This window comes from Mesorhizobium sp. WSM4306 (assembly GCF_007003975.1).
In the GTDB taxonomy this organism is placed as follows: domain Bacteria; phylum Pseudomonadota; class Alphaproteobacteria; order Rhizobiales; family Rhizobiaceae; genus Mesorhizobium.
The window spans coordinates 88,639-112,182 of the sequence record NZ_VFTC01000016.1 but is presented as its reverse complement, the minus strand read 5'-3'; the positions used below and the strand labels follow the sequence as shown (position 1 = coordinate 112,182).

The window sequence follows — 23,544 nt, the reverse complement described above, 5'->3', positions numbered from 1 at the left end:
GTGCCGGCAAAGCATTCCGAACTCTGGAATGCAGGCCGAGTGTGCTTTGCGGGCGTTCTTTTTAAGTGCTTGCCGGCAAACGAAAAAACCCGGCGCGATCGGCCGGGTTTCAAAGAACGACAGTTTAGGAACAGTCGATCAGGCCGACAGTACCTTGAGGCGGTGAGCCAGACGCGACACCTTGCGCGATGCCGTATTCTTGTGAATCACGCCCTTGGTTGCGGCGCGCATCAATTCCGGCTCTGCGGCCTTGAAGGCTTCCAGCGCGGCTGCCTTGTCGCCGGCAGCCAGTGCCTCTTCGACCTGGCGGACATAGGTGCGCACGCGCGAGCGGCGGTTCTTGTTGATCGCTGCGCGGCGGGCGATCTTGCGCGTTGCCTTTTTGGCCGAGGAGGTATTGGCCATGGTGCCTCTCTTCTGATCTGGTGAGCGCATGCGGGATGCCGCAGGGCGCAAAAAACAAACGGGCAGCCAACGGCCGCCTCGGTTGGAGCGGCTTATAGTTCAGCTTTCCCGGCACGTCAACGCCGCTTTGGCTTCTTTTTGGCCCCCGCCGCCAGAGCCTGATGCCGAAAAGCGTGAAGCGGTTTTTCTCGGACGAACGGAAACCGTTTGTCCCGGCATCATGCTCTAACGCGTTGACGCTAGCGGTTGGTGAAATTCGGCTTCCGTTTCTCGGCAAAGGCCGCCATGCCTTCCTTCTGGTCGTCGAGCGCAAACAGCGAGTGAAACAGCCGGCGTTCGAAGCGTAACCCCTCGGCCAGCGTCGTCTCGTAAGCGCGGTTGACGGCCTCCTTGGCCATCATCACCGAGGGCAGCGAAAATTCTGATATCCTGGCTGCGGCCTTCAGCGCTTCGTCGACCAGTTCCGCAGCCGGCACGACGCGCGACGCCAGGCCGCTCCGCTCGGCCTCCGCGGCATCCATCATCCGTCCGGTCAGGCACATGTCCATCGCCTTCGACTTGCCGACGAAGCGGGTGAGCCGTTGCGATCCGCCCATGCCGGGAATGACGCCAAGCGTTATTTCGGGCTGGCCGAATTTTGCGGTGTCGGCGGCAATGATGAAATCGCACATCATCGCCAGTTCACAGCCGCCGCCCAGCGCATAGCCGGCGACCGCCGCGATCATCGGCTTGCGCGTGCGTGTGAATTCCTCCCAGCCGACGAAAAGATCCTGCACATAGGCGTCGGCGTAGGCGACGGTCTGCATTTCCTTGATGTCGGCGCCCGCTGCAAAGGCCTTCTCGGAACCGGTGATGACCATGGCGCCGATGCCCGGATCGGCATCGAACCCCTTTGCCGCCACCAATATGTCCGCCAGCACCTGGGCATTCAGCGCGTTGAGCGCCTTGGGCCGGTTCAGCGTGATCAGGCCGACCTTGCCGCGCGTCTCCACGATGATGGTTTCATAACTCATGGGCTGGCCTCCTCGTTCCGCCATTGAAGGGATCGGTCTAGAGCAATTCCAGGAAAAGTGTGAGCGGTTTTCCCGGGAAAAGCACGCAGCGCTTTCCCTTGGGAATTGCGTCAAAACAATAGCTGGAACGGGTCGCCGTTTCCGTGAAACGGTGAGCCGCTCCAGCTCACCGCTGACAGGTCCGGCAATAGAAGGTCGAGCGGCCGCTTTGCACGACGCGCCCTATATGGCCGCGGCAGCCGGGCGTCGGGCAGGGCTCACCCTCGCGATCGTAGACCGCGAAGGAATGCTGGAAATAGCCCAGCGACCCGTCTGTGTGCACATAGTCGCGCAGCGACGACCCGCCGGCGGCGATCGCATCGGCGATGACCGAACGGATTGCCTCGGCCAGTCGTTCGCTCTGTTCCTTGGCCTTCTTGCCGGTCCCGGCGATGGTGCCTGCCTCGCGCAATGGCGACAGGCCGGCGCGCCACAGCGCCTCCGACACATAAATGTTGCCGAGCCCGGCGATCAGCTTCTGGTCGAGCAGCGCCGCCTTCAACGGCGATCTGCGGCCCTTCAGCAGCAAGGCGAGCAGGGCGCCGTCCAGCGCGTTGCCGGTAGGCTCAACGCCCAGTCCCGCCAGCATCGGATGCGCGTCGGCCAGCCCTTCGGCAAACAGCATGAAGCCGAAGCGGCGCGGGTCGTTGAAGACCACGCGAGATTGGACGCCGGCTCGCGACACGAGGTGGAACACGACATGGTCGTGCTTGGCATCCTTCGAGCGCTCGTGATGGAACTTGCCTGGCGTCCCGCTGTCATCAGCGGTTTCGATACGGAACGAGCCCGACATGCCGAGATGGCAGATCAGAACCGGACCGCCGTCCAGATGCATGGTCAGATATTTGGCGCGGCGGCCAAGCGCGATGATGGTCTTGCCGGTCAGCCGCTGCGCAAATTTCGCCGGAAACGGAAATCTGAGATCTGGCCGGCGTGCCTCGACGCGCACGATGCGCGCGCCTTCCAGAACCGGCTGCAGGCCACGCCGGACCGTTTCGACCTCGGGCAGTTCAGGCATGGCCGCCTATCGTCGCATGGAAGGAGGTACCGTGTCGGCGTTGCCCGAGCGCGAGGTGTTCGGCCACGGTTTCACCGATATCGGCGAAGGTCGTCCTGAGCCCGATGTCGCCGCCCGTGAGACCCGGCGCGGTGCCGATGACCGGAATGCGTTCACGCGTGTGGTCGGTGCCGCGCCATGTCGGGTCGTTGCCGTGGTCGGCGGTGAGGACCAGCAGATCGCCCTGCTTCAGTTTCGCGAGCGCCTCGGGCAGCCGGCGGTCGAAGGCTTCGAGCGCCGCCGCATAGCCGGCAACGTCGCGGCGGTGACCGAACTCGGTGTCGAAGTCGACGAAATTGGCGAACACCAGGTCGCCGTCGCCGGCATCGTCCATCGCGCCCAGCGCCTTGTCGAACATTGCCATGTTGCCGGGCGCCTTGCGCACTTCCGAGATGCCGCGGTGGGCGAAGATGTCGCCGATCTTGCCGACCGCGATCACCCGGCTGCCGCGCCCGGTCAAGCGGTCGAGCAGCGTCGGCTCGGGCGGCGGCACGGCGTAGTCATGCCGGTTGTAGGTGCGCTCGAAAGTGGCCGATGTTTCGCCAAGGAAAGGCCGGGCGATCACCCGTCCGATTTTCAACGGATCGACCAGCCGGCGCACCGTCTTGCAGAACTCGTAGAGCCGCTCCAGGCCGAAATGAACCTCGTGCGCTGCTATCTGCAGGACGGAATCGACCGAGGTATAGCAGATCGGCTTGCCGGTGCGGATATGCTCCTCGCCGAAGCGCTCGATGATCTCCGTACCCGGCGCATGGCAGTTGCCGAGAATGCCCGGCACGTTGCCCTCGCGGATCATCGCTTCGGTCAGTTCGGCAGGGAAGGCGGGGACAGTATCGGGGAAATAGCCCCAGTCGAAGCGCACCGGCAAGCCGGCGATTTCCCAGTGGCCCGACGGCGTATCCTTGCCGCTCGAAGTCTCCTGCGCGGCGCCGTGGAAGGCGGAGGCCGAAACGGCGTCGGCCTTGCTGTCGAACCGGAAGCCGCTCGCAGTGTGCGCGGCGCGGGCTAGACCGAGTGAAACCATGTTGGGCACCAGAAGCGGTCCCTTGCGCAGGCCTTCGCGATCGGCGCGGCCTTCCGCGCAGGCCTGGGCGATATGTCCGAATGTGTTCGAGCCGGCGTCGCCATAGCGTTCGGCATCGGCGGCGCCGCCAATGCCGAAGGAATCGAGAACGAAGAGGAAGGCGCGCGCCATAGGTGCCGTCATTGCCAGTCTGGGTGACCAGACATAAGGTCCCGTCGCGGCATTGGCAAATCGGAAACCGGGTGGCAACGGCCTGGCGCAATGGTCGTGATGGTGGGCAGGCGCGCTGTACGCATGCGACGCGCTACGAGGAACGGCGATACGGGGCATGGAACGATGAGACGGGCGGATCTCGCTATAGGGCCGGGTTGGAGGGCATTGGCGGCAACCATGGCGTTGCTGGCCTTGCCGCACGCCGCGCACGCCGACTGGCGCGACCAGATCGGGACGTTTCGGATCGGCATCGTTGCCGAGCCGGGCGCAGGCAACACGGTTCCGGGTCTGGCCCTGCTGACAGACGCCTACGGCAAGGCGCTCGGCATGAAGGTGGAATTCGTCGTCGCGCATGACTATGCCGCGCTGATCGATGCACAGGCCAATGCCAGGATTCAGTATGCGGTCTATTCGGCAACCGCCTACGCTACCGCCTCGGAGCGCTGCGGCTGTGTCGAACCTCTAGTGGCGCCGGTCGATGCCGACGGCGCCACCGGCATCCGCTCCGTGCTGTTGACGCGCGACGGCAGGCTTCCTGATCTCGCGGCGATGCAAACGCACCGCATCGCCATGGCGCCTTCCGACAATGTGGGCGGTTCTCTTCTGCCGCTCGCCGGGCTGGCCGCCGATGGCATCAAGATCAGCCAGGATGCGCCATTCCTCACTCATGCCGGCTCGGCCGCCGCTGCCGAAGCGATGCTGGTCGATGGCAAGGCCGATGCCGTGTTCGGCTGGGAGCGGGCCGCGGAGGGAAACCGGGCGGCGATTGCTGGCGATCAGCCGACTGACCCGGACGGCACGGCGGCGCGGCTTGAGGCGGCGGGGATTCCAAAAGCCGCGCTCCAGATCATCTGGACCTCCGCTGCGCTGCGATACGGTCCCCACGCCGTCCGCAGCGATCTCGACCCTGAAGCCAAGCGCCGGCTGACCGTCTTCCTTACCAATCTCCGATCGCAGTCGCCGGAAGTCTACGATCTCGTGGAATCGAAACATTCCGGCGGCTTCATATCAGCCGCCGCCGGCGACTATGCGATGGCAACAGCAATCGTGCGCCTGCTGTCGGACAGCAGCGGCCAGTAGATCCGGCGCTTCAGCAGTTGCTGCAGGGGATCGTCGTGCTCCGGCGCGGCCTGAGGTAATAGGTCTCGCCCATCGTTATCTTGTCGAAGGCCGAGGTCAGCCCAAGTCGCTTTTCGCTGTCGGCCGACCAGGTGACGATGGGCTTGTAGGCGAGCTGGCTTTCGACGCGGATGAGGAAAGTGTCAGCGATCTTGAGCGAGGGGGGGACTGTCGTGATGGTGTCCTTGGCGGCGTCGACGGTATAGGTGCCCTCGACCAGCTTGCGCGACCATACGACCTTCACCTTCGGCGGCGTCTCGGTCGTGACCTGTATCGCCGTGACGATGATCGTCGGCGTTGAGCGGTGGTAGGGCTGCAGGGTCGAGGTGCCGATCTTCATGATCGCATCGATGTCGGCGGCCACGATTGTCTGCTGCTGTGTGATCAGATCCGCAACCATGGAGCCGATGCGGCTGACCTTTTTGCTGGTCTCGATGGCCTGCGAGGCCTCCATGGTCACGAAATACATGATCAGCAGCACGGGCACGATGAAGGCGAACTCGATAGCGGCGACGCCGCGGCGATCCGAGCAGAACCGCATCGCTCTTGCCCAGGTACCCGAAAATCCCTGATGTGCCCCCGCACGATACATACTTGTTTCCCTTTTAAGCCAAAATAACGCTGCGTTCTCAGTCGTCGAACGGTTCGTTCTGCCAGGTCACCGATGCGAAATGCAGCGTGTTGCCGTCTTTTAGATTGGCCATCGATTTGGCCATGAAATCGGTCATGACCGGCCATTTGTAGAAAACCCGCAGCATGTTCTTCGTTTCCGCCAGGCCCGGCGTCACGGCGAAGCTCATCGAGTTCGTGCCTTGCGTCAGCACGATCTCGCCATCGACGATCTTGAAGCCAGCCGTGGCGGCATCGGCAAAGGTCGGATACTCGCGCAGATCCACCAGCAGTCCCGGACAGGTCTTGGCGACCATGATCTCCAGTCTGGTGCAGATGAGGTCCCGGAGCTTGGTTCCGGTCAGGTCGGCCGGCTTCAATTGGCCGGTGCGGACCTGGCGGGCGACGTCGTCGGTGATGTTGGCCATCACCTCCTGTCCGGCAAATGAAATGCAGCTCTCGAGGATGGCGAAGACGAGAAGTGCAAACGGGATCGCCAGCATGGCGAATTCCATCGCCGTGCTGCCGCGACGATCGCCAAGGAAGCGGCGGCCGAGCTTCGCCGGTCCTGCTGTTGCCTTGCCTATCTCGGGTGTTGAATCCTCGCCCATGTTCCGTTCCTGCCGATCCTGATGCGGTGCCAGCAGCCACATTTAGCGAGAACCCATTGAGGTCCGGTTTGGATGACCGCTAAATTCGGCGGGAACGCATTAACCCGCCACTAACCGAAGCGGCGTTTCGGGGAAACAGCGAGCAGCCCAGGCGCTTACTGCCCCGCGCTCATTTCGGCTTCGGAGGTCTTCTCCGACTCGCTCTTGAACGAGCTCTCGCAATAGGGCGTGCAGGACATGGTCTGTACCGAAGCGCGCCTGTAGATACGCACCGACGATGCGTCCTGGCGCACTACGGTTACCTGCTCGTCGACGATTGGGCTGCCATCCTGATCGAGCACAACCAGATTGGTGACGCCGAACCCCTTGCCCGTCAGCACGATGGTCGATGCATCCTGGACGGAGGCGTCGGCAATCGCCGGATTGCCGATGACGATGGTGTCGGCTGGGCGTGTCAATTTGACGATCTTGGCCTGGTTCATCGTGACTTCGATGCCGGCTCCGGCCCAGGCCGGCAGCACAAACGCCGGGACACAGAGGAGCGCGGCAAGCAGGAATGACGATTTCATGGCGGTCATCGAGGCGCTCCACGGCAAACTTGTTCAACGGAACATGAACGAGATTGGTGAACCAACGGTTAAGCCGATGACTGGGCTTGGGATATCTGAACGCATTTTGCCGCTAGCCAATATCTAGCTAATATAAAGAGCGTCCTTCCGATAGCCGCGAAGTCCTAGCTTTCATGGCCTTTTCACCGGCAGGCGAGCCGCTGTCCGGCGTTTAGTTTACGGTTAACCACGCAAGGTGTTCGAGGCGCGAAAGGAATCGGTAAGGCTGTTTATTAAGCCGATTGAAAGAGCTTCTCCCTAGATTGGCAGCATCCGATCAACCACCACAGAAGTTGACGGAAGTGCTGTAACACGTGGAGTAGGAGCTCTCGAATGTCTAATCTCATCGCACGTTTCGTGAAGGACGAGTCCGGCGCGACCGCTATCGAATACGGTCTGATCGCTGCTCTCATCGCGCTTGCCATCATGGTCGGTGCTGGTTCGCTCGGCAACGCCCTGGGCGTGAAGTTCAACGACATCGCCACTGCCGTCTCGACCGGCGTGGCTCCGTAATACATTACGGATCAGCGATTGTTTGGGAACAAGGGCCGCTCTTTGCGGCCCTTGTTTCATTTGTGCGATGCGCGGGATCTGAATCCGCAATTCGCAGGCGACACCAGTAAATTTGAGATCGCTGCCTCATCAATCGTTAATCGAACCTGTCTAGGCTGAAGTCCGACACAATCTGACCAAGGCGCCGCGCCGATGCTTGAAGCCCTGATCTTCGTCGTCTTTCCCTTTTGTATGCTCTTTGCCGCGATCTCCGACATGCTGTCGATGACGATCGCCAACCGCGTACCGGTGTTGCTGCTGGCGGTGTTTGCCCTGGTTGCGCCGTTGACGGGCATGGACTGGGCAACCTATGGCTGGCATTTCGCTGCCGGCGCCCTGGTGCTGGCCGTGACGTTCGGTTTGTTTGCGCTTGGCGGCATGGGCGGCGGCGACGCCAAGCTGCTCGCCGGTACCGCCGTCTGGATGGGGTGCAACAGCCACCTTGTCGAGTATCTCGTGATCTCGACATTCATCGGTGGCCTGCTGACGCTCGTCATCCTCGTCTATCGGAAATCGCCGCTGGCGACTTACACCGGCCACAATCCGTTCCTGCGCCATTTCGCCGACGACACGACTGGCGTTCCCTACGGCATTGCACTCGGCATTGGCGGGCTCGTGACCTATCCGGATTCACCTTTGATGGTGTGGGCACTGGCACAACTGGCGACCTGATAAAGCGAACCTCGTTTGCCGCTCCGGCGTCGATGAGAGGCGGCTTGGCCGCGGCTTGGCCGCCTTTTTGTTTGTCGCAGCGTTGGATGCGTCTAATTTATGTAAACCTTAAATTAATCACGATCGTAAGCATTAAATTAACCTTGTTTTGACGATTGCCGCTGCACAGTCCGGCCTGGCTAGGTGGTTTGCCTAAAGGCGAGGGTTCGGACAGATGCCAGCATCCCGACTGATCATTCTGGGCGTAGCGGTGGCTGCGGCGGGTGGTGCAGGTTACGTTGCCAAGAACATGGTGGCGGTCTCGCCGCCCCAGCAGGTCGTTGTCGACTCGCCTCAGGCGCCTGCAATCGCCTTGCAGGATGTGCTCGTGCTTTCCGGCGACGTCGCCATGGGCAGTCCGCTTGAGAACAACATCAGCTGGGAGTCCTGGCCGGCCGAAGGGATCAACGCGAATTTCATCACCCGTGCCGTCGAACCCGACGCGCTGGAGAAGCTGAAAGGCTCTGTTGCCCGCGTCGCAATGTACACCGGCGAGCCGTTGCGGCGCTCCAAGCTGATCGGCGAGGGGCAGAGCTTCATGTCGTCGATCCTGCCCACCGGCATGCGGGCCGTCGCCACCGCGATCTCGGCCGATACGTCGGCAGGCGGCTTTATCCTGCCCAACGATTTCGTCGACGTCATCATGACCCGCAGATCCGACACCGGCAACGCCGGCAGCGGATTCACTACAGAAACCATCCTCAAGAACATCCGCGTCCTGGCGATCGACCAGACCATCCAGGAGGATGAGGAAGGCAAGAAGACCAGGGTCGGACAGACGGCGACGCTGGAGCTGACGCCGCAGCAGGCCGAGATCATCACTGTCGCCCAGCAGATGGCCGATCGCCTGACGCTGGCACTGCGCTCGATCACCGACAACAAGGAAAAACATACGGATGAGGCCGACTACCTCGTTTCCGGCAATGGGCGGCGCGGAACGGTGCGGTTGATCAAATCGGGCGAAGTTTCCGAAGTAGGGGCAAGGAAATGAGGTTAATCGCTAAACTGCCGGTCACCATGGCTGCGGCAATCGGCCTGCTTTTCCTCGGAGCCAATGCAAGTGGCCTCCTCGAGGCCAAGGCCGCCGGCAAGAGGGCCGGGGTCACGGCTTCGACTGCCACGCAACGCGTCAAGCTCGGCCTCAACAAATCGGTGGTCATCGACCTGCCAAGCGACGCCTACGACATCCTTGTCGCCAACCCGGCGGTCGCCGATGCGGTGACGCGCACGGCAAGGCGCATCTATCTGTTCGGCAAGGCAGTGGGCGAAACCAACATCTTCGTCTTCGGTCCCAATGGCGAGCAGATCGTCAGCCTGGATCTGGCCGTCGAACGCGACGTCGCTGGGTTGGACGACTATCTCAAGCGCTTTCTGCCGACGGCCGACATCAAGGTCGAGTTGCTGAACGACAACGTCGTCCTGACCGGCACCGTGGATACGCCGCTCGATGCCAAGCGCGCCGTCGATCTGGCAACCATCTTCGTGTCAGGCGGTGAAGCGACGACCGGCCAGTATTCGCAGACCGCGGCCGGTGGCAATGCCAATGGCGGCGTCGACATCAACAATCCGGATGCCGAGCGCCGGGTCTCGAAGATCGTCAACCTGCTGCAGATCATCGGCGACGACCAGGTGACGCTGAAGGTGACCGTGGCCGAAGTCAGCCGCTCGGTGATGAAGCAGCTCGGCGTCAATATGGTCGGCAACGGCAGCATTGACGGCATTTCCTACGGTGCGCTGAGTTCGGCCAACTACGGGCTGGGCAAACCGATTTCGCAGAATTCGGGGTTGAATCTGCTGGGTGACGGGAAAGGCAATGGCCTTCAAGCCTACATCAACGCCATGGAGCAAAGCGGCGTCATGAAGACGCTTGCCGAACCGACCCTCACGGCGGTTTCAGGCGAGAAGGCAACGTTCAGGGCCGGCGGCGAATTCAATCTTATCACCGCACGTACGAGCAACGTTTCGACCGACAACCAGACCGGTCAGGTAACCTACACCAACGAAAAGCTCGAATACGGCATAGGCCTCGAGTTCCAGCCCGTTGTGCTGTCGGCGGGCCGGATCAGCCTCAAGGTCAGGACCTCCGTGTCGGAGCCGACCATGGAAGGTGCGACCACCCTGGAGGGCGCCGCCAACTTGCCCGGCACGACGCTCCTGTCGATCCGCAAGAGGCTTGCCGACACCACCGTCGAATTGCCGTCAGGCGGCTCGATGATGATCGCCGGCCTGGTTCGCGACGACGTCCGCCAGGCGGTCTCGGGTCTGCCCGGCCTGGCCAAGATCCCGGTGCTCGGCACGCTGTTCCGCAGCCGCGATTTCGTCCGCAACGAAAGCGAACTGGTGATCATCATCACCCCCTATCTGGCGCGGCCGGTGGCGCGCAACGACCTGGCCAAGCCGGACGACAATTTCAATGCCGCCGGCGATGGCCCGGCCATGTTCCTTGGCCGCGTCAACCGCGTCTACGGCACCATGCAGACCGACAAGCCCAACGGCCGCTACCACGGCGTTGTCGGCTTCATCTACAAGTAAGCGGGGAGCGGACATGTCTCAGTCAGCATCGAAGGCAATGGCGGTCGCCGTAACAGTGCGGTCCGGTGGTGCCCGGATCCGCCGATCGGCAATACCGATCCTGGCGATCGCGATCGCGGCCTCGCTCGCCGGTTGCGCCAAGCGCGACAGCATCACGGTTGGGGCAATCCCCGATGATTATCGCACCACGCATCCGATCGTGATAGCCGAGAAGAACCAGAAGATCGACCTTCCGGTCGGCGCCGGTGATCGCGGCATGACCGGCTCGCAGCGCGACACGCTTCTCGGCTTCCTCGACAGCTACGACAAGAGCGCTGCCCCGACGCTGACGATCGCAACCCCGATCGGCTCGGCCAACGAGGTGGCAGCGACTGCCGCGGCGCGCGATTTCGCCAGGCTGGCGGTTGCCAGCGGCATCAAACGAAACCGGATCGTCGTTACCTCCTATCAGTCGGTTTCCCCGGAGGCCTCGGCGCCTATCCGCGTCTCCTTTATTTCGGTGAGAGCCCAGACCGACAAATGCGGGCGCTGGCCAGAGGACTTGTTCGAGACGTCGGAAAACAAGCACTACGCCGATTACGGCTGCTCGTCTCAGAACAACCTCGCCGCGCAGCTCGCCAATCCGGCGGATCTGCTGGGGCCAAGAAAGTCGACCGATATCGACGCCGAGAACCGCGGGGCAGTGATCGACGTCTATCGCGGTAGGGGTATTTCGGACGAGTTCCTCGGCAATTCGGAAGTGACGTACTAGGAGCGCCAGTCCCGCGTAGAGACCGGAAAGAGAAGTCACGGAAAGAGCATGACGATGAGCAATCTTGCCTACGACGCGCCCGTAGACGGCGGCGACAGCTCGCAATCAGATTCAGATATTGCCGCGATGCAGGCGCTGCGGCCGGTCCCGCGTATTTCGATCCAGGCATTTTGCGAGACCGAAGGTGTCGCGCATCCGGTGGAGCGGGCCGGCGAGGATCGCCGCATGGCGAAGGCGCATCTGAAAGTGCATATGGGCGGCATCGCCACGGCGATCGAATTCTACCAGTCGGCTCCGACGCCGAACCTGATCCTGCTGGAATCGCGCAGCGAACCGAAGCAATTGCTGGAGCAGCTTGCCCAGCTTTCCGAATATTGCGATCCCTCCTCGAAAGTCGTGGTGATCGGCCACTACAACGATGTCGGGCTTTACCGCGAACTCATCCGCTTCGGTATTTCCGAATATGTCATCGCGCCGGTGTCGATGGCCGATGTCGTCTCCGTGGTGTCGTCGATCTTCGTCGATCCGGAAGCCGAGCCGATCGGCCGCTCGATTGCCTTCATCGGCGCCAAGGGCGGCGTCGGCTCCTCGACCATTGCCCACAATGTGGCGTGGGCGATGTCGTCGCTGTTCAAGTCGGAAGTGGTCGTCGCCGATCTCGACCTGGCTTTCGGGACAGCCAACATAAATTTCGACCAGGACCCCGCGCAAGGCATAGCCGAGGCCGTGTTTTCGCCCGAACGCGTCGACGAGGTCTATCTCGACCGGTTGCTTGCCCAGTGCGCCGAGCATCTGTCGTTGCTTGCTGCCCCCTCCACTCTGGAGCGGGTCTACGACTTTGATCCCGAGGCCTTCACTCAAGTCATCGACACCGCGCAGCGCAGCGTGCCGCTGCTGGTGCTCGACGTCCCCCATGTCTGGACCGGCTGGACCAAGAACACACTGATGAAGGCCGACGAGATCGTCATCACGGCGACACCGGAACTGGCCAATCTGCGCAACACCAAGAATATGGTCGATATGCTGACGCGGCTTCGCCCGAACGATGCGCCGCCGAAGCTCATCATCAATCAGGCCGGGGTGCCGAAACGACCCGAAATATCAGCTTCCGACTTCGCCGAGCCGCTCGGCATTACGCCGATGTCGGTGATCGCCTTCGACCCGTTGCTGTTTGGAAACGCCGCCAACAACGGCCGCATGCTGGGCGAGATGGATGCCAAGAGCCCGGTCGTCGGGATGATCAATGAAATCGCGCATGTGCTGACCGGTCGCAGCGAAATCAAGGCCAAGAAAAAGGCAGGCCTTGGCGGCCTGCTCGGCAAGCTCTCGCGTAACAAGAAATGACGCTTCTCAAGCGGAATTGGTAGTCGATCATGTTTGGTAAAAGAGGCTCCGACGACGGCAGCCGGTCCACCCCGGAATTCCGTCAGCCAGCACCGCCACCCGCGGCGCCGGCGGCTGCAAAGCCTGCGGACACGGCCGTTCTTTCCCGGCCCGCCGCAGCGTCGTCGTCTGCTGCGCCGGCAATGCCGCCCGCTCGCCGTGCTGTTGAGGCGCCGCCGATGGCGGCGGAGCCGGCAAGAAAGGTCCAGCGCGAACGCAGCGAGACCTACTACGACACAAAGAGTCAGGTCTTCTCCGCGCTTATCGACACCATCGACCTCTCGCAGCTCGCCAAGCTCGATCCCGAGAGCGCGCGCGAGGAAATCCGCGATATCGTCAACGACATCATCGCCATCAAGAATTTCGCAATGTCGATTGCCGAGCAGGAAGAGCTGCTCGAAGACATCTGCAACGACGTGCTGGGCTACGGCCCGCTGGAGCCGTTGCTTGCCCGCGACGATATCGCCGACATCATGGTCAACGGCTCCAAGAACGTCTACATCGAAGTCAACGGCAAGGTCGAACAGACCGGCATCCGCTTCCGCGACAATCAGCAACTGCTCAACATCTGCCAGCGCATCGTCAGCCAGGTTGGCCGCCGCGTCGACGAATCGAGCCCGATCTGCGACGCCCGCCTACCCGACGGTTCCCGCGTCAACGTCATCGCCCCGCCGCTGTCCATCGACGGCACAGCGCTCACCATCCGCAAGTTCAAGAAAGACAAGCTGACGCTCGATCAGCTGGTCAAGTTCGGCGCCATCTCGCCGCAGGGCGCCGAAATCCTCAAGATCATCGGCCGTGTCCGCTGCAACATCGTCATCTCCGGCGGCACCGGCTCCGGCAAGACGACGCTGCTCAACTGCCTGACCAACTATATCGACCGCGAGGAACGCGTCATCACCTGCGAGGACTCGGCCGAGCTGCAACTACAGCAGCCGCATGTGGTGCGTCTCGAAACCCGCCCACCCAACCTCGAGGGCGAAGGCGAGGTGACCATGCGCGACCTGGTCAAGAACTGCCTGCGCATGCGGCCCGAACGCATCATCGTCGGCGAAGTGCGCGGACCGGAGGTTTTCGACCTGCTGCAGGCGATGAACACCGGCCATGACGGTTCGATGGGAACGATCCACTCCAACAGCCCGCGCGAATGTCTGAATCGTATCGAATCGATGATAGCCATGGGCGGCTATTCACTGCCGCAGAAGACCGTGCGCGAAATCGTCGTCGGCTCCATCGATGTCATCATCCAGGCAGCACGCCTTCGCGACGGGTCGCGCCGCATCACCCACATCACCGAGGTGATCGGCATGGAAGGCGACGTTATCATCACGCAGGATGTCGTGCTCTACAACATCAAGGGCGAGGACTCGAACGGAAGGCTGCTTGGCGAGCATGTCTCGACCGGCATCGGCCGTCCGCATTTTTGGGATCGCGCCCGCTACTATGGCGAGGAACAGCGCCTCGCCAATGCGCTGGAATCGATGGAGAAACGCGCTGACTGACGCATCTGGAGGCGTGGGGACCAAGGTTGATGTTCGGAATTGACACCACCGTACTGGCGTTCATCGTGCTCGCCGGCTTCAGCGCCGGCGCGGTCGCCTATGCGTTTCTGTTCACCCGGATGAACAACGAGAAGCAGGCCGGCAAGCGGCTCGAGACGATCAAGGCCGCCGAGACCGATCGTTCGGTCGTCAAGGCTTCGCGCGACCGTGTCGCTGAGGCGGTCAAGCGGCGTAAATCCGTTCAGGATTCGCTGAAACAGCTCGATGAAAAGCAGAAGACCAACGAACGCGTTGTCAAGAAGCCGCCGCTGAAGGCCCAGATTCGTCAGGCCGGCATGCAGGTCCCGATAGAGCGTTTCTATCTCTACTCCGTCTTTTGCGGCATCGCGCTGACGGCGCTTGCCTATTTCGCCGGGGCGCCGATGCTGGTCTTGCCAGGCGCCCTGCTGGCCGGCGCGTTCGGCCTGCCACGCTGGTTCGTCTCGTTTCGCCGCGCGCGCCGGGTCAAGGCGTTCCTCAACGAGTTTCCCAACGCCCTCGACATCATCGTACGCGCCGTCAAGTCCGGCCTGCCGCTCAACGATGCCATTCGCCTGATCGCCAATGAATCGCCGGAGCCGGTCAAGACCGAGTTCCGCCGCATTGTCGATTCACAGCAGGTTGGCATGTCCATCCCCGATGCCACTTTGCGCATGGCCGAAACCATGCCGTGCAGCGAGGCAAGCTTCTTTGGCATCGTCATCCAGATCCAGTCGCAGGCCGGCGGCAATCTCTCCGAGGCGCTGGGCAACCTTTCGCGCGTGCTTCGCGATCGCAAGAAAATGAAGGCCAAGGTCCAGGCGCTGTCGATGGAAGCGAAGGCCTCGGCCGTCATCATCGGCGCGCTGCCTTTTGTCGTCGCCCTTCTCGTCTACCTGTCGAGCCCGAATTACATCATGCCGTTGTTCACCACCAGCACCGGCAATCTGATCCTCGGCTGTTCCGGCGTCTGGATGTCTATCGGCATTCTCGTGATGCGCAAGATGATGAACTTTGAGGTTTAGGCCCGACTTCGGAAAGCTCGAACGAAAAGACTGAAAACGAATGACCGACCAAGTCGTCAAATCGCTGACCGATCCCGCCTTCCTGATCGCATTGCTGGTCGGCATCGCGGTGTTCGCGACCGTCTTCACGCTGCTGCCGGCCCTGGGCGGCAATCAGCTCAAGGCGCGCATGAAATCGGTCGCGCTGGAGCGTGACGAACTGCGTGCCAAGCAGCGCGCGCGGCTGGCCAACGAAGCCAATCGCCGCAGCAAGGGGCTGCGCGAGGAACAGTCTGTCGGCATGCGCAACATCGTCGACAGGCTGGACCTTCGGCGTGCGCTGGCCGATGAAGGCACGTTGCAGAAGCTCAAAGTGGCGGGCTTTCGTGGCCAGAACCCGCTGACGCGCTTCCTGTTTTTCCGCCTGGTCCTGCCCTTTGTCGGTTTCGCGCTGGCGGCGATCTATCTGTTCGTGCTCGGCGGGCTGCCGGACCGGCCGGCTTTCGTGAAGCTGTTCGTCTGCATCCTTGTCGCCTATGCCGGTTTCTACGCGCCGATCCTTTACGTCAACAACCGTGCCGCCAAGCGCAAGCAGTCGATCCAGCAGGCGTGGCCGGATGCGCTCGACCTGATGCTGATCTGCGTCGAGTCGGGCATGTCGGTAGAGGCTGCAATGCGCAGGGTCGCCGATGAGATCGGCTCGCAGTCGGTGGCGTTGGCGGAGGAGTTCGTGCTGACCAATGCCGAACTCTCTTATCTGCAGGAGCGCAAGCAGGCTTATGAAAACCTCGCGGCTCGTACCGGCCTGGAATCGGTGAAGTCGGTGTCCCAGGCGCTGGTCCAGGCCGAGCGCTACGGCACGCCCGTGGCGCACGCATTACGCGTGCTGGCCTCGGAAAGTCGCGACATGCGCATGAATGCCGCCGAGAAGAAGGCCGCCGCCCTGCCGCCGAAGCTCACCGTGCCGATGATCCTGTTTTTCCTGCCGGTGTTGTTCGCCATCATTCTTGGACCGGCCGGCATGCAGGTTAGCCAGCGCGGCATCTTCGGCGACCAGCACAATTCCTCGAGCCAGTAGGCTTCGTTGCAGCCATACGAAAGAGCCGCGTTGCTGATGCAATACGGCTCTTGGATTTTCAGCTTTGATGTGGATGGATTTTGCGCTGCGCGGAGGTGTATTCGGCGCTCAGTTGGTCGCCGGCTTGCCCTTGTCCTGATCCTTGAGCTGGCTCCAGGCGTTCTGCTGGGCAAGCATCTGGCGAAGGTAGGCCACATTGGCTTGCGCCTGTTCGGGCGAAAGCTCCTGCGAGGCGATCTTCTCGGCCTCGTCGAAACGGCCCTGAAGACCCACGACCAGCGCCAGGTTCTGGCGCACCCGGCTGTCGGCGTTCGGTTGCTGGGCGGCCGAGCGCATATAGGTCTCGGCGGTGCGCAGATCGCCTTCCAGCACATAGGACATGCCGAGATTGGAAAGGATCGAGGGCTCGTTTGGCTTGAGGTCCAGCGCCTTGCGATAATCCTGGCGCGCTTCATCCTTCTGGCCGATCTGGTCGAGGATGGCGGCCTCCGCCGACATCAGCCGCCAGTCCGGATATTCCGGCGTCTGCGCCCGGCGCACGGCGTCGAGCGCGGACTCGAACTGGCCGTTGGCGGCGAGGGCCTTGCCATAAGCGGCGAGCACGTCGCGATCCTTGGGGTAGGCGATCGCGAGCTTGCGCATCACGGCAAGCGACTGGTCGGCATCGCCGTCCATCTGCAACGCCGCCGCAAAATTTGTCGCCAGCCGCTTGTCGTTGGGATTCTTCGCGTAGGATTCGCCAAGCCGCGTGGTCGCGCTGTGCAACTCGTTGGCCGACATGGTTTCCAGCGGTTTGCCGCTGGTGCGCCCGATCGAGCCGGTCGTGAGCTTGCTGGTTCCGCACCCGGCAACACCGGCCGCGAGCGCCATCAGCAACGCCGTGGTGACCAACCGTTTGCCCGTGACGTTCATCCTGCGGTTGGTCGGCATCGGCACGGGGCTCTCCATTCCTGCGCGCGGCCATTGCGTGGCCGTCTTCATTCCCCCAGAAATATTCTGTTAACCCTAACGGATAGTTAAAAAGCGGCCCGTTGAGATCGGTACGCGGCCCGCCGGAAGCCATTGGCTTGCATTTTCCTATGCCTGGCCTCTGTGCATAGATGTTGAAATCATTCGACGTCCCTGTCAGGTGACTGGGGACGACTTGCAAGCCTGCGCGGAGACCATCGAATGCCCGTCGAACTCGTCGAGACACTAGACACTGCCTTGCCCGTCCATCTGGTCGCGAGGGATGGCCTGGAGGCCTTGGGGCTTTCGCCTTCCACGATCACCTGGGCGGCCGCCAACGGCTTTTCCGGCGAAGCCGGCAGGACACTCGCCGTGCCCGGCGAAAACGGCGCGCTTGCCGGCGCCCTTTTCGGCATCGGCGAAGGCGAGGGCGCGCTGGCCATCGGTGCGCTGGCGAGGGCCCTGCCGGAAGGCGACTGGCACCTTGCCTCGGCGCATGCCGAGCCGGAACTCTCGGCCATAGCCCTGGTTCTCGGCGGCTATGTCTTCACCCGATACGGCAAGAAGCCAGGCAAGGTATTGCGCTTTGCGCTGCCGGCCGGCGCCGATGCGGGCCGTGTCCGCCGCATCGCCGACGGCGTCTTCCTGACGCGCGATCTCGTCAATACGCCGACCAGTGACATGGGACCGGACGAGTTGGAAAAGGCCGTGCGGGCCTTGGCGGCGACACACAAGGCCGAGGTGTCGGTGATCAAGGGCGACGATCTGCTCAAGCAGAATTTTCCGATGATTCATGCGGTCGGCCGCGCCTCTGTCGGGGCGCCGCGCCTGATCGACATGATTTGGGGACGGGCCGATGCGCCGAAGGTGACGCTGGTCGGCAAGGGCGTCTGTTTCGACACAGGCGGTCTCGACATCAAACCGTCGTCGGGCATGCTGTTGATGAAGAAGGATATGGGCGGCGCCGCCAATGTGCTGGGCCTCGCCTCGATGATCATGGCCGCCGGGCTGAAGGTCCGGCTGCGCGTCCTGATCCCGGCGGTTGAGAACTCGATTGCCGGCAATGCTTTCCGGCCTGGCGATGTGCTGACCAGCCGCAAGGGGACCACCGTCGAGATCGGCAACACCGACGCAGAAGGGCGGCTGGTGTTGGCGGATGCACTGGCGCTGGCCGATGATGAGGAGCCTGAACTGTTGATCGACATGGCGACGCTGACCGGGGCCGCGCGCGTCGCGCTCGGTCCCGACCTGCCGCCTTTCTACACCGGCGACGAAGCGCTGGCGTCCGAATTGGTGGCGGCCTCCGTTGCCGTCGAGGATCCGTTGTGGCGCATGCCGCTGTGGCGGCCCTACGATGCCAGGCTGGCCTCGAAGATCGCCGACATCAACAATGTCACCACCGACGGCTTTGCCGGTTCGGTTACCGCGGCGCTGTTCCTGAAACGCTTTGTCGAGCGGACGCCGGGCTGGGCGCATTTCGACATCTTTGCCTGGAACCCGTCCGACCGCCCCTACGGCCCTGCGGGCGGCGAGGCGCAAGGCATCCGTGCGCTGGAGCGGATCATTTCGAGGCGCTATGCCTGAGGTCATGAGGCATAGCGCACGGCCTCCAGACTGAAACGGAACCGAAACAATTTGCCGTCATGCTCGGGCGATGTCGATTTCGATGCGTCCGAGCCAGGCGATGCGACTGTGGCAGCAGGTGATGCTGTCGCAGGTGCGCGATAACGCGCCCGATCTCACCATGCGCCAGACGGCGATCCTGTTCACCATCTATCTTGATCCCCCGCCGCATACAGTGCGCGGCCTGGCAGCCCGGCTCAACGTCACCAAGCCGGTCATCACCCGCGCGCTGGATACGATGGGCGCGCTGAAGCTGGTGTCGCGCCATCGCGACGAGCTCGACAAGCGCAACGTGCTGATCCGGCGCACGGTCGAAGGCGCGCTCTTTGTCGAGCGCTTCGGCGATGGTATCGTTGCCCGGGCGCATGAGCTGCCCATCTGACCATACCCAATAGCTGGATTGCTGATTTGACTGCCAGGGATGCCCGCCTTCACGCCTTCCGTTCCGACCTCGCCGATGCCAGGCTGAAAGGCGAGGTATCGGCCGATCGCTTCGTCACCGGCCGTCCGGCGCGCATCGCGGCCTCCGTGGCCGATATCCGCAAGGCGCCGCGCCCGGATGCCGGCGTCAACACGCAGGTGCTGTTTGGTGACGATGTGCTTGTCTTCGAGGAAGCCGAGGGCTGGGCCTGGGTCCAGGCTGAACGCGACGGCTATGTCGGCTATGTCGGTGCCACGATGCTGGGTGCTCGCGCGCATGCGCCCACCCATATTGTGTCTGCGCCGCGCACCTTCCTGTATCCCGGCGCCGACCTGCGCTTTCCGATCGCCGGCCAGCTGTCGATGGGCTCGACAGTGACGGTGACGAGCGCTGCCGAAACGCGCGGCACCCACTATGCGCTGCTGCCCTCCGGCGAGGCGCTGATCGCCGGCCATCTGCGACCGCTCGGCGATGTCGCCGCCGACTACGTCTCGGTGGCCGAGATGTTTCTCGGCACGCCCTATCTCTGGGGCGGCACGTCGGGCTTCGGCATCGACTGTTCGGGCCTTGTCCAACTGGCCATGCGCATGGCCGGCCGCAATGTCCTGCGCGATTCCGACATGCAGGCGGCAGGCCTCGGCGAGCCGCTCGATCCGGGTCCGGATTTCGCCGGGCTGAAGCGCGGCGACCTGGTGTTCTGGAAGGGCCACGTCGCCATCATGACCGACGCCCGCGATATGATCCACGCCAACGGCCACACCATGCTGGTATCGCGCGAAGGACTGAAGGACGCGATCGACCGGATTGGGTATCTGTATGGCGGGCCGACGGGGTTTCGAAGGCTGTAGCCTCCCTTCCTTCGCCCCGTTCACGGGGAGAAGGTGCCCGAAGGGCGGATGAGGGGCGGCGCTGACGTCGACAACCTCACACGTTAGCGCTGCCCCTCACCTGCCTGCCGGCATCCTCTCCCCGTAAACGGGGCGAGGAGCGCTCTCCCCGATCACCTTTTGTTCCGATTTCGCTTGGCGTTCGCGCGCGCTCGCGCTACCTCTTTCGCGTGACCGAGCAGCCGCGCCTTGCCGAACAGAATGCCAGTGTCGCCTTGCCCGAACCGTTCGTCAGATGGTTCGGCGAGAAGGGCTGGTCGCCGCGCGCCCATCAGATCGAACTTTTGGCGAGAGCCCAGGCCGGACAATCCGTGCTGCTGATCGCGCCGACCGGGGCCGGCAAGACGCTGGCCGGCTTCATGCCGTCGCTGACCGAACTGGCCAACCGTCCCCGACGCAAACCCGGCCAGGCGCATGGCGGCATTCACACGCTCTATATCTCGCCGCTCAAGGCGCTGGCGGTCGATATCGAGCGCAATCTCGGCAAGCCGGTGGAAGAGATCGGCCTGCCCGTCACCATCGAGACGCGCACTGGCGACACGCCCTCGCACAAGCGCCAGCGCCAGAAGCTGGCGCCTCCCGACATATTGCTGACCACGCCCGAGCAATTGGCGCTCTTGATCGCGGCGCCCGATGCCAGGCGCTTCTTCGAGGATCTGCGCTATGTCGTGCTCGACGAACTGCATTCGCTGGTGATTTCGAAACGCGGCCACCTTTTGGCGCTCGGCCTGGCGCGGCTGCGCGCTTACGTGCCCGGCCTGCAGACGATCGGCCTGTCGGCAACCGTGGCCGAGCCCGATGAGTTGCGGCGCTGGCTGGTCGGGCAGAATCCAGCCGGCGAGATGGCCGGGCTAATCACCGTCTCCGGCGGCGCCAGGCCCGATATCTCCATCCTCGACTCGCGCGAGCGCGTGCCGTGGTCGGGACACTCGGCGCGCTATGCCATTCCCGAGATTTATGAGGCGATCCAGAAGCACCGCATGACGCTGCTCTTCGTCAACACCCGCAGCCAGGCCGAGATGCTGTTCCAGGAACTGTGGCGGGCGAATGAGGACTCGCTGCCGATCGCGCTGCATCATGGCTCGCTCGACGTCGGCCAGCGCCGCCGCGTCGAGAAGGCGATGGCAGACAACGCGCTGCGCGCCATCGTCGCCACCTCGACGCTCGACCTCGGCATCGACTGGGGCGATGTCGACCTGGTCGTCCATGTCGGCGCGCCCAAGGGCGCCAGCCGGCTGGCGCAGCGCATCGGCCGCGCCAACCACCGCATGGACGAGCCGTCGAAGGCGATCCTCATCCCGGCGAACCGCTTCGAAGTGCTGGAATGCCGGGCGGCACTCGACGCCAATTATCTCGGCGCGCAGGACACGCCACCGCTGATCAATGGCGCGCTCGATGTGCTGTCGCAGCATGTGCTGGGTGTCGCCTGCGGCGCGCCTTTCGACGCTGACCAACTGTTCGAAGAGGTGCGCAGCGCTGCGCCCTATGCGGGGCTGGAGCGCCGGACTTTCGACCGTGTTGTCGACTTCGTCGCCACCGGCGGTTATGCCCTGAAGAACTATGAGCGCTACGCCCGCATCCGCCAGACCAGGGACGGGCTGTGGCGCGTCTCCAATCCGCGCGTTGCCCAGCAATACCGGCTGAATGTCGGCACCATCGTCGAAATGCCGGAGCTCAACGTCCGCTATGTCAGGCAGGGCCGCGGCATGGTCGGGCGCGGCGGACCGGTGCTGGGCAAGATCGAGGAATATTTCGCCGAGACGCTGCGCCCCGGCGACAATTTCCTGTTCGCCGGCAAGGTGCTGCATTTCGAGGGCATCCGCGAGAACGAATGCGTCGTCTCGAACGGCGCCGGCGCCAACATCATCGTGCCCTCCTATGCCGGCGGCAAGTTTCCGCTGTCGACCTATCTGGCCGAGCAGGTGCGCGGCATGCTGGCCGACAGCGACCGCTGGCAGGCGCTGCCCGAGCAGGTCGCCGACTGGCTCAGGCTGCAGAAGGAAAAGTCGGTGCTGCCCAAGCGCGGCGACCTTCTGGTCGAGACCTTTCCACGCGGCAACCGCCATTACATGGTCGCCTATCCCTTCGAAGGCAGGCTTGCGCACCAGACGCTCGGCATGCTTTTGACGCGCCGGCTGGAGCGCGCCAACGCCCGTCCGCTCGGCTTCGTCGCCACCGACTATTCGCTTGCCGTCTGGGCGCTCGACGACATGGCGGCCTTGTTCAAGGCGAAGAAGCCCTCGCTTGGTCAACTGTTCGACGAGGACATGCTGGGCGACGATCTCGAGGCCTGGCTCAACGACAGCTGGATGCTGAAGCGCACCTTCCGCACCTGCGCCGTCATTGCTGGCCTGATCGAGAAGCGTTTTCCCGGGCAGGAGAAGAGCGGCCGTCAGGTGACGGTCTCGGCCGACCTCATTTACGATGTGTTGCGCAGCCACGAACCCGACCATATCCTGCTGCAGGCAACCCGCACCGATGCCTCGGCCGGATTGCTCGATGTCAGCAGACTTGCCGAGATGCTCTCGCGTGTGCGTGGTCGAATCATGCATAAGCATCTCGACCAGATTTCGCCGCTGGCTCTGCCGGTCATGCTGGAGATCGGCAGGGAATCGGTCAATGGCGGCGCCAACGAGTCCCTGCTCATGGAGGCCGCCGATCTGGTCGAAGAGGCCATGGGGCCAAGGGCGAAACCGGACCAAGAGGGTCTGACTTGAAATGAATTTTTCGCTGGCGCGTGCAACACTGATCGCCGAGGCCGACGTGGTCGGCATCGCCGGCGAGCGCGCGATTTGCGATCCGCGCGGCGTGCTCTACTTCCCCGATCTCAGGCTGCTTGCGGTCTCCGATCTGCATCTGGAAAAGGGCTCGTCCTTCGCCAGGCGCGGCGCGCTGATCCCGCCTTACGATACCGCCGCAACCTTGCTCCGGCTGCAGGCGGTGATCGCCGACTACCAGCCGGCGATCGTCATCAGCCTGGGCGATTCCTTTCACGATGGCGGCGGCGCCGAGCGAATGCATCAATCCTTCCGCGAACGGTTGGAAGCGCTGATGGCCGGCCGCGACTGGTTCTGGGTCGCCGGCAACCATGACCCGGAAGCGCCGGCCGACCTGCCGGGCGAGACGGTGCGCGAACTCGCCATTGGCTCGCTGCTGTTCCGCCACGAGCCGTCGAAGGCGAGAACCGAGGGCGAAGTCGCAGGCCATCTGCATCCTTGTGCGCGCATCGTCCAGCGCGGCCGTTCGGTGCGGCGACGCTGCTTTGCCGGCGATGGCGGCCGCATGATCATGCCGGCCTTCGGCGCCTATACCGGTTCGCTCAATGTGCTCGACCGCGCCTATGCCGGCCTGTTCCGCCGCGAGACCCTGATGGCCTATATGCTGGGCGCCGAGCGCATCTTCGCCATTTCCGGTTCGATGCTGCGGCCGGGCTAAG

The 23,544-nt window shown here is 63.2% G+C and carries 23 protein-coding genes; 15 read left to right on the top strand and 8 right to left on the bottom strand.

The window, feature by feature from the left end; all coding sequences use genetic code 11:
* Nucleotides 1-138 precede the first annotated feature (138 nt).
* The 4 genes from rpsT to FJV77_RS19470 all read right to left on the bottom strand — a co-directional run bounded on the left by rpsT (nt 139) and on the right by FJV77_RS19470 (nt 3,709).
* The gene (gene rpsT / locus FJV77_RS19485; protein WP_142868388.1) at nt 139-405 is read right to left on the bottom strand and encodes a 30S ribosomal protein S20; all 267 of its coding nucleotides are present in this window, start codon (nt 403-405) and stop codon (nt 139-141) included.
* A gap of 239 nt (nt 406-644) precedes the next feature.
* The gene (locus FJV77_RS19480) at nt 645-1,418 is read right to left on the bottom strand and encodes an enoyl-CoA hydratase (RefSeq protein ID WP_142868387.1); all 774 of its coding nucleotides are present in this window, start codon (nt 1,416-1,418) and stop codon (nt 645-647) included.
* Nucleotides 1,419-1,584: 166 nt separating this feature from the next.
* Nucleotides 1,585-2,475 carry a bifunctional DNA-formamidopyrimidine glycosylase/DNA-(apurinic or apyrimidinic site) lyase gene (gene mutM / locus FJV77_RS19475; RefSeq protein WP_142868386.1) on the bottom strand — a complete coding sequence of 297 codons (891 nt, stop codon included), beginning with the start codon at nt 2,473-2,475 and terminating at the stop codon, nt 1,585-1,587.
* The gene (locus tag FJV77_RS19470; protein WP_142868425.1) at nt 2,468-3,709 is read right to left on the bottom strand and encodes a phosphopentomutase; all 1,242 of its coding nucleotides are present in this window, start codon (nt 3,707-3,709) and stop codon (nt 2,468-2,470) included. Before FJV77_RS19470 ends, mutM begins: the two co-directional genes overlap by 8 nt.
* A 219-nt stretch (nt 3,710-3,928) precedes the next feature.
* Between FJV77_RS19470 and FJV77_RS19465 the strand changes: the two genes are divergently transcribed.
* Nucleotides 3,929-4,831, top strand: coding sequence for a PhnD/SsuA/transferrin family substrate-binding protein (locus FJV77_RS19465; protein ID WP_142868385.1), 903 nt, complete (start codon nt 3,929-3,931; stop codon nt 4,829-4,831).
* Between the two features lie 10 nt (nt 4,832-4,841).
* Here FJV77_RS19465 and FJV77_RS19460 read toward each other — a convergent pair whose 3' ends face one another.
* The 3 genes from FJV77_RS19460 to FJV77_RS19450 all read right to left on the bottom strand — a co-directional run bounded on the left by FJV77_RS19460 (nt 4,842) and on the right by FJV77_RS19450 (nt 6,668).
* The gene (locus tag FJV77_RS19460) at nt 4,842-5,462 is read right to left on the bottom strand and encodes a TadE/TadG family type IV pilus assembly protein (protein ID WP_142868384.1); all 621 of its coding nucleotides are present in this window, start codon (nt 5,460-5,462) and stop codon (nt 4,842-4,844) included.
* Nucleotides 5,463-5,499: 37 nt separating this feature from the next.
* Nucleotides 5,500-6,090 (bottom strand): TadE/TadG family type IV pilus assembly protein, encoded by a 591-nt coding sequence (locus FJV77_RS19455; protein WP_142868383.1) that lies wholly within the window; start codon nt 6,088-6,090, stop codon nt 5,500-5,502.
* Between the two features lie 155 nt (nt 6,091-6,245).
* On the bottom strand, nt 6,246-6,668 hold the full coding sequence (locus FJV77_RS19450; RefSeq protein ID WP_142868382.1) for a pilus assembly protein N-terminal domain-containing protein: 423 nt from the start codon (nt 6,666-6,668) through the stop codon (nt 6,246-6,248).
* 363 nt (nt 6,669-7,031) lie between these two features.
* Here FJV77_RS19450 and FJV77_RS19445 point away from each other — a divergent pair, with 363 nt between their 5' ends.
* The 9 genes from FJV77_RS19445 (at nt 7,032) to FJV77_RS19405 (ending at nt 16,229) form a co-directional block, all read left to right on the top strand.
* Nucleotides 7,032-7,211, top strand: a complete 180-nt coding sequence (locus FJV77_RS19445; RefSeq protein ID WP_142868381.1) for a Flp family type IVb pilin — start codon at nt 7,032-7,034, stop codon at nt 7,209-7,211.
* Between the two features lie 192 nt (nt 7,212-7,403).
* Nucleotides 7,404-7,922, top strand: coding sequence for a prepilin peptidase (locus FJV77_RS19440; RefSeq protein WP_142868380.1), 519 nt, complete (start codon nt 7,404-7,406; stop codon nt 7,920-7,922).
* A 214-nt stretch (nt 7,923-8,136) separates the two neighbouring features.
* On the top strand, nt 8,137-8,952 hold the full coding sequence (cpaB, locus tag FJV77_RS19435; RefSeq protein ID WP_142868379.1) for a Flp pilus assembly protein CpaB: 816 nt from the start codon (nt 8,137-8,139) through the stop codon (nt 8,950-8,952).
* Nucleotides 8,949-10,493, top strand: coding sequence for a type II and III secretion system protein family protein (locus FJV77_RS19430; RefSeq protein WP_142868378.1), 1,545 nt, complete (start codon nt 8,949-8,951; stop codon nt 10,491-10,493). Before cpaB ends, FJV77_RS19430 begins: the two co-directional genes overlap by 4 nt.
* A 13-nt stretch (nt 10,494-10,506) precedes the next feature.
* Nucleotides 10,507-11,244: a CpaD family pilus assembly protein gene (locus FJV77_RS19425; RefSeq protein ID WP_142868377.1), complete on the top strand. Its 738-nt coding sequence runs from the start codon at nt 10,507-10,509 to the stop codon at nt 11,242-11,244.
* A 54-nt stretch (nt 11,245-11,298) separates the two neighbouring features.
* Nucleotides 11,299-12,588, top strand: a complete 1,290-nt coding sequence (locus tag FJV77_RS19420; protein WP_246691313.1) for a CpaE family protein — start codon at nt 11,299-11,301, stop codon at nt 12,586-12,588.
* Nucleotides 12,589-12,617: 29 nt separating this feature from the next.
* Nucleotides 12,618-14,129 (top strand): CpaF family protein, encoded by a 1,512-nt coding sequence (locus FJV77_RS19415; protein ID WP_142868375.1) that lies wholly within the window; start codon nt 12,618-12,620, stop codon nt 14,127-14,129.
* A gap of 29 nt (nt 14,130-14,158) precedes the next feature.
* On the top strand, nt 14,159-15,172 hold the full coding sequence (locus FJV77_RS19410) for a type II secretion system F family protein (protein WP_142868374.1): 1,014 nt from the start codon (nt 14,159-14,161) through the stop codon (nt 15,170-15,172).
* Between the two features lie 40 nt (nt 15,173-15,212).
* The gene (locus FJV77_RS19405) at nt 15,213-16,229 is read left to right on the top strand and encodes a type II secretion system F family protein (RefSeq protein WP_142868373.1); all 1,017 of its coding nucleotides are present in this window, start codon (nt 15,213-15,215) and stop codon (nt 16,227-16,229) included.
* Between the two features lie 108 nt (nt 16,230-16,337).
* Here FJV77_RS19405 and FJV77_RS19400 read toward each other — a convergent pair whose 3' ends face one another.
* Entirely contained in the window at nt 16,338-17,159 is an 822-nt protein-coding gene (locus FJV77_RS19400; RefSeq protein ID WP_142868424.1) for a tetratricopeptide repeat protein, read from the bottom strand.
* 240 nt (nt 17,160-17,399) lie between these two features.
* Between FJV77_RS19400 and FJV77_RS19395 the strand changes: the two genes are divergently transcribed.
* The 5 genes from FJV77_RS19395 (at nt 17,400) to pdeM (ending at nt 23,543) form a co-directional block, all read left to right on the top strand.
* The gene (locus FJV77_RS19395) at nt 17,400-18,761 is read left to right on the top strand and encodes a M17 family metallopeptidase (RefSeq protein ID WP_142868372.1); all 1,362 of its coding nucleotides are present in this window, start codon (nt 17,400-17,402) and stop codon (nt 18,759-18,761) included.
* 70 nt (nt 18,762-18,831) lie between these two features.
* On the top strand, nt 18,832-19,182 hold the full coding sequence (locus FJV77_RS19390) for a MarR family winged helix-turn-helix transcriptional regulator (RefSeq protein ID WP_142868371.1): 351 nt from the start codon (nt 18,832-18,834) through the stop codon (nt 19,180-19,182).
* Between the two features lie 26 nt (nt 19,183-19,208).
* Complete coding sequence (locus FJV77_RS19385) at nt 19,209-20,069, top strand: NlpC/P60 family protein (protein WP_142868370.1); 861 nt, start codon at nt 19,209-19,211, stop codon at nt 20,067-20,069.
* Nucleotides 20,070-20,278: 209 nt separating this feature from the next.
* Nucleotides 20,279-22,825, top strand: a complete 2,547-nt coding sequence (locus tag FJV77_RS19380; RefSeq protein WP_185970380.1) for a ligase-associated DNA damage response DEXH box helicase — start codon at nt 20,279-20,281, stop codon at nt 22,823-22,825.
* A 1-nt stretch (nt 22,826) separates the two neighbouring features.
* Complete coding sequence (pdeM, locus tag FJV77_RS19375; protein ID WP_142868368.1) at nt 22,827-23,543, top strand: ligase-associated DNA damage response endonuclease PdeM; 717 nt, start codon at nt 22,827-22,829, stop codon at nt 23,541-23,543.
* Nucleotide 23,544: the final 1 nt, after the last annotated feature.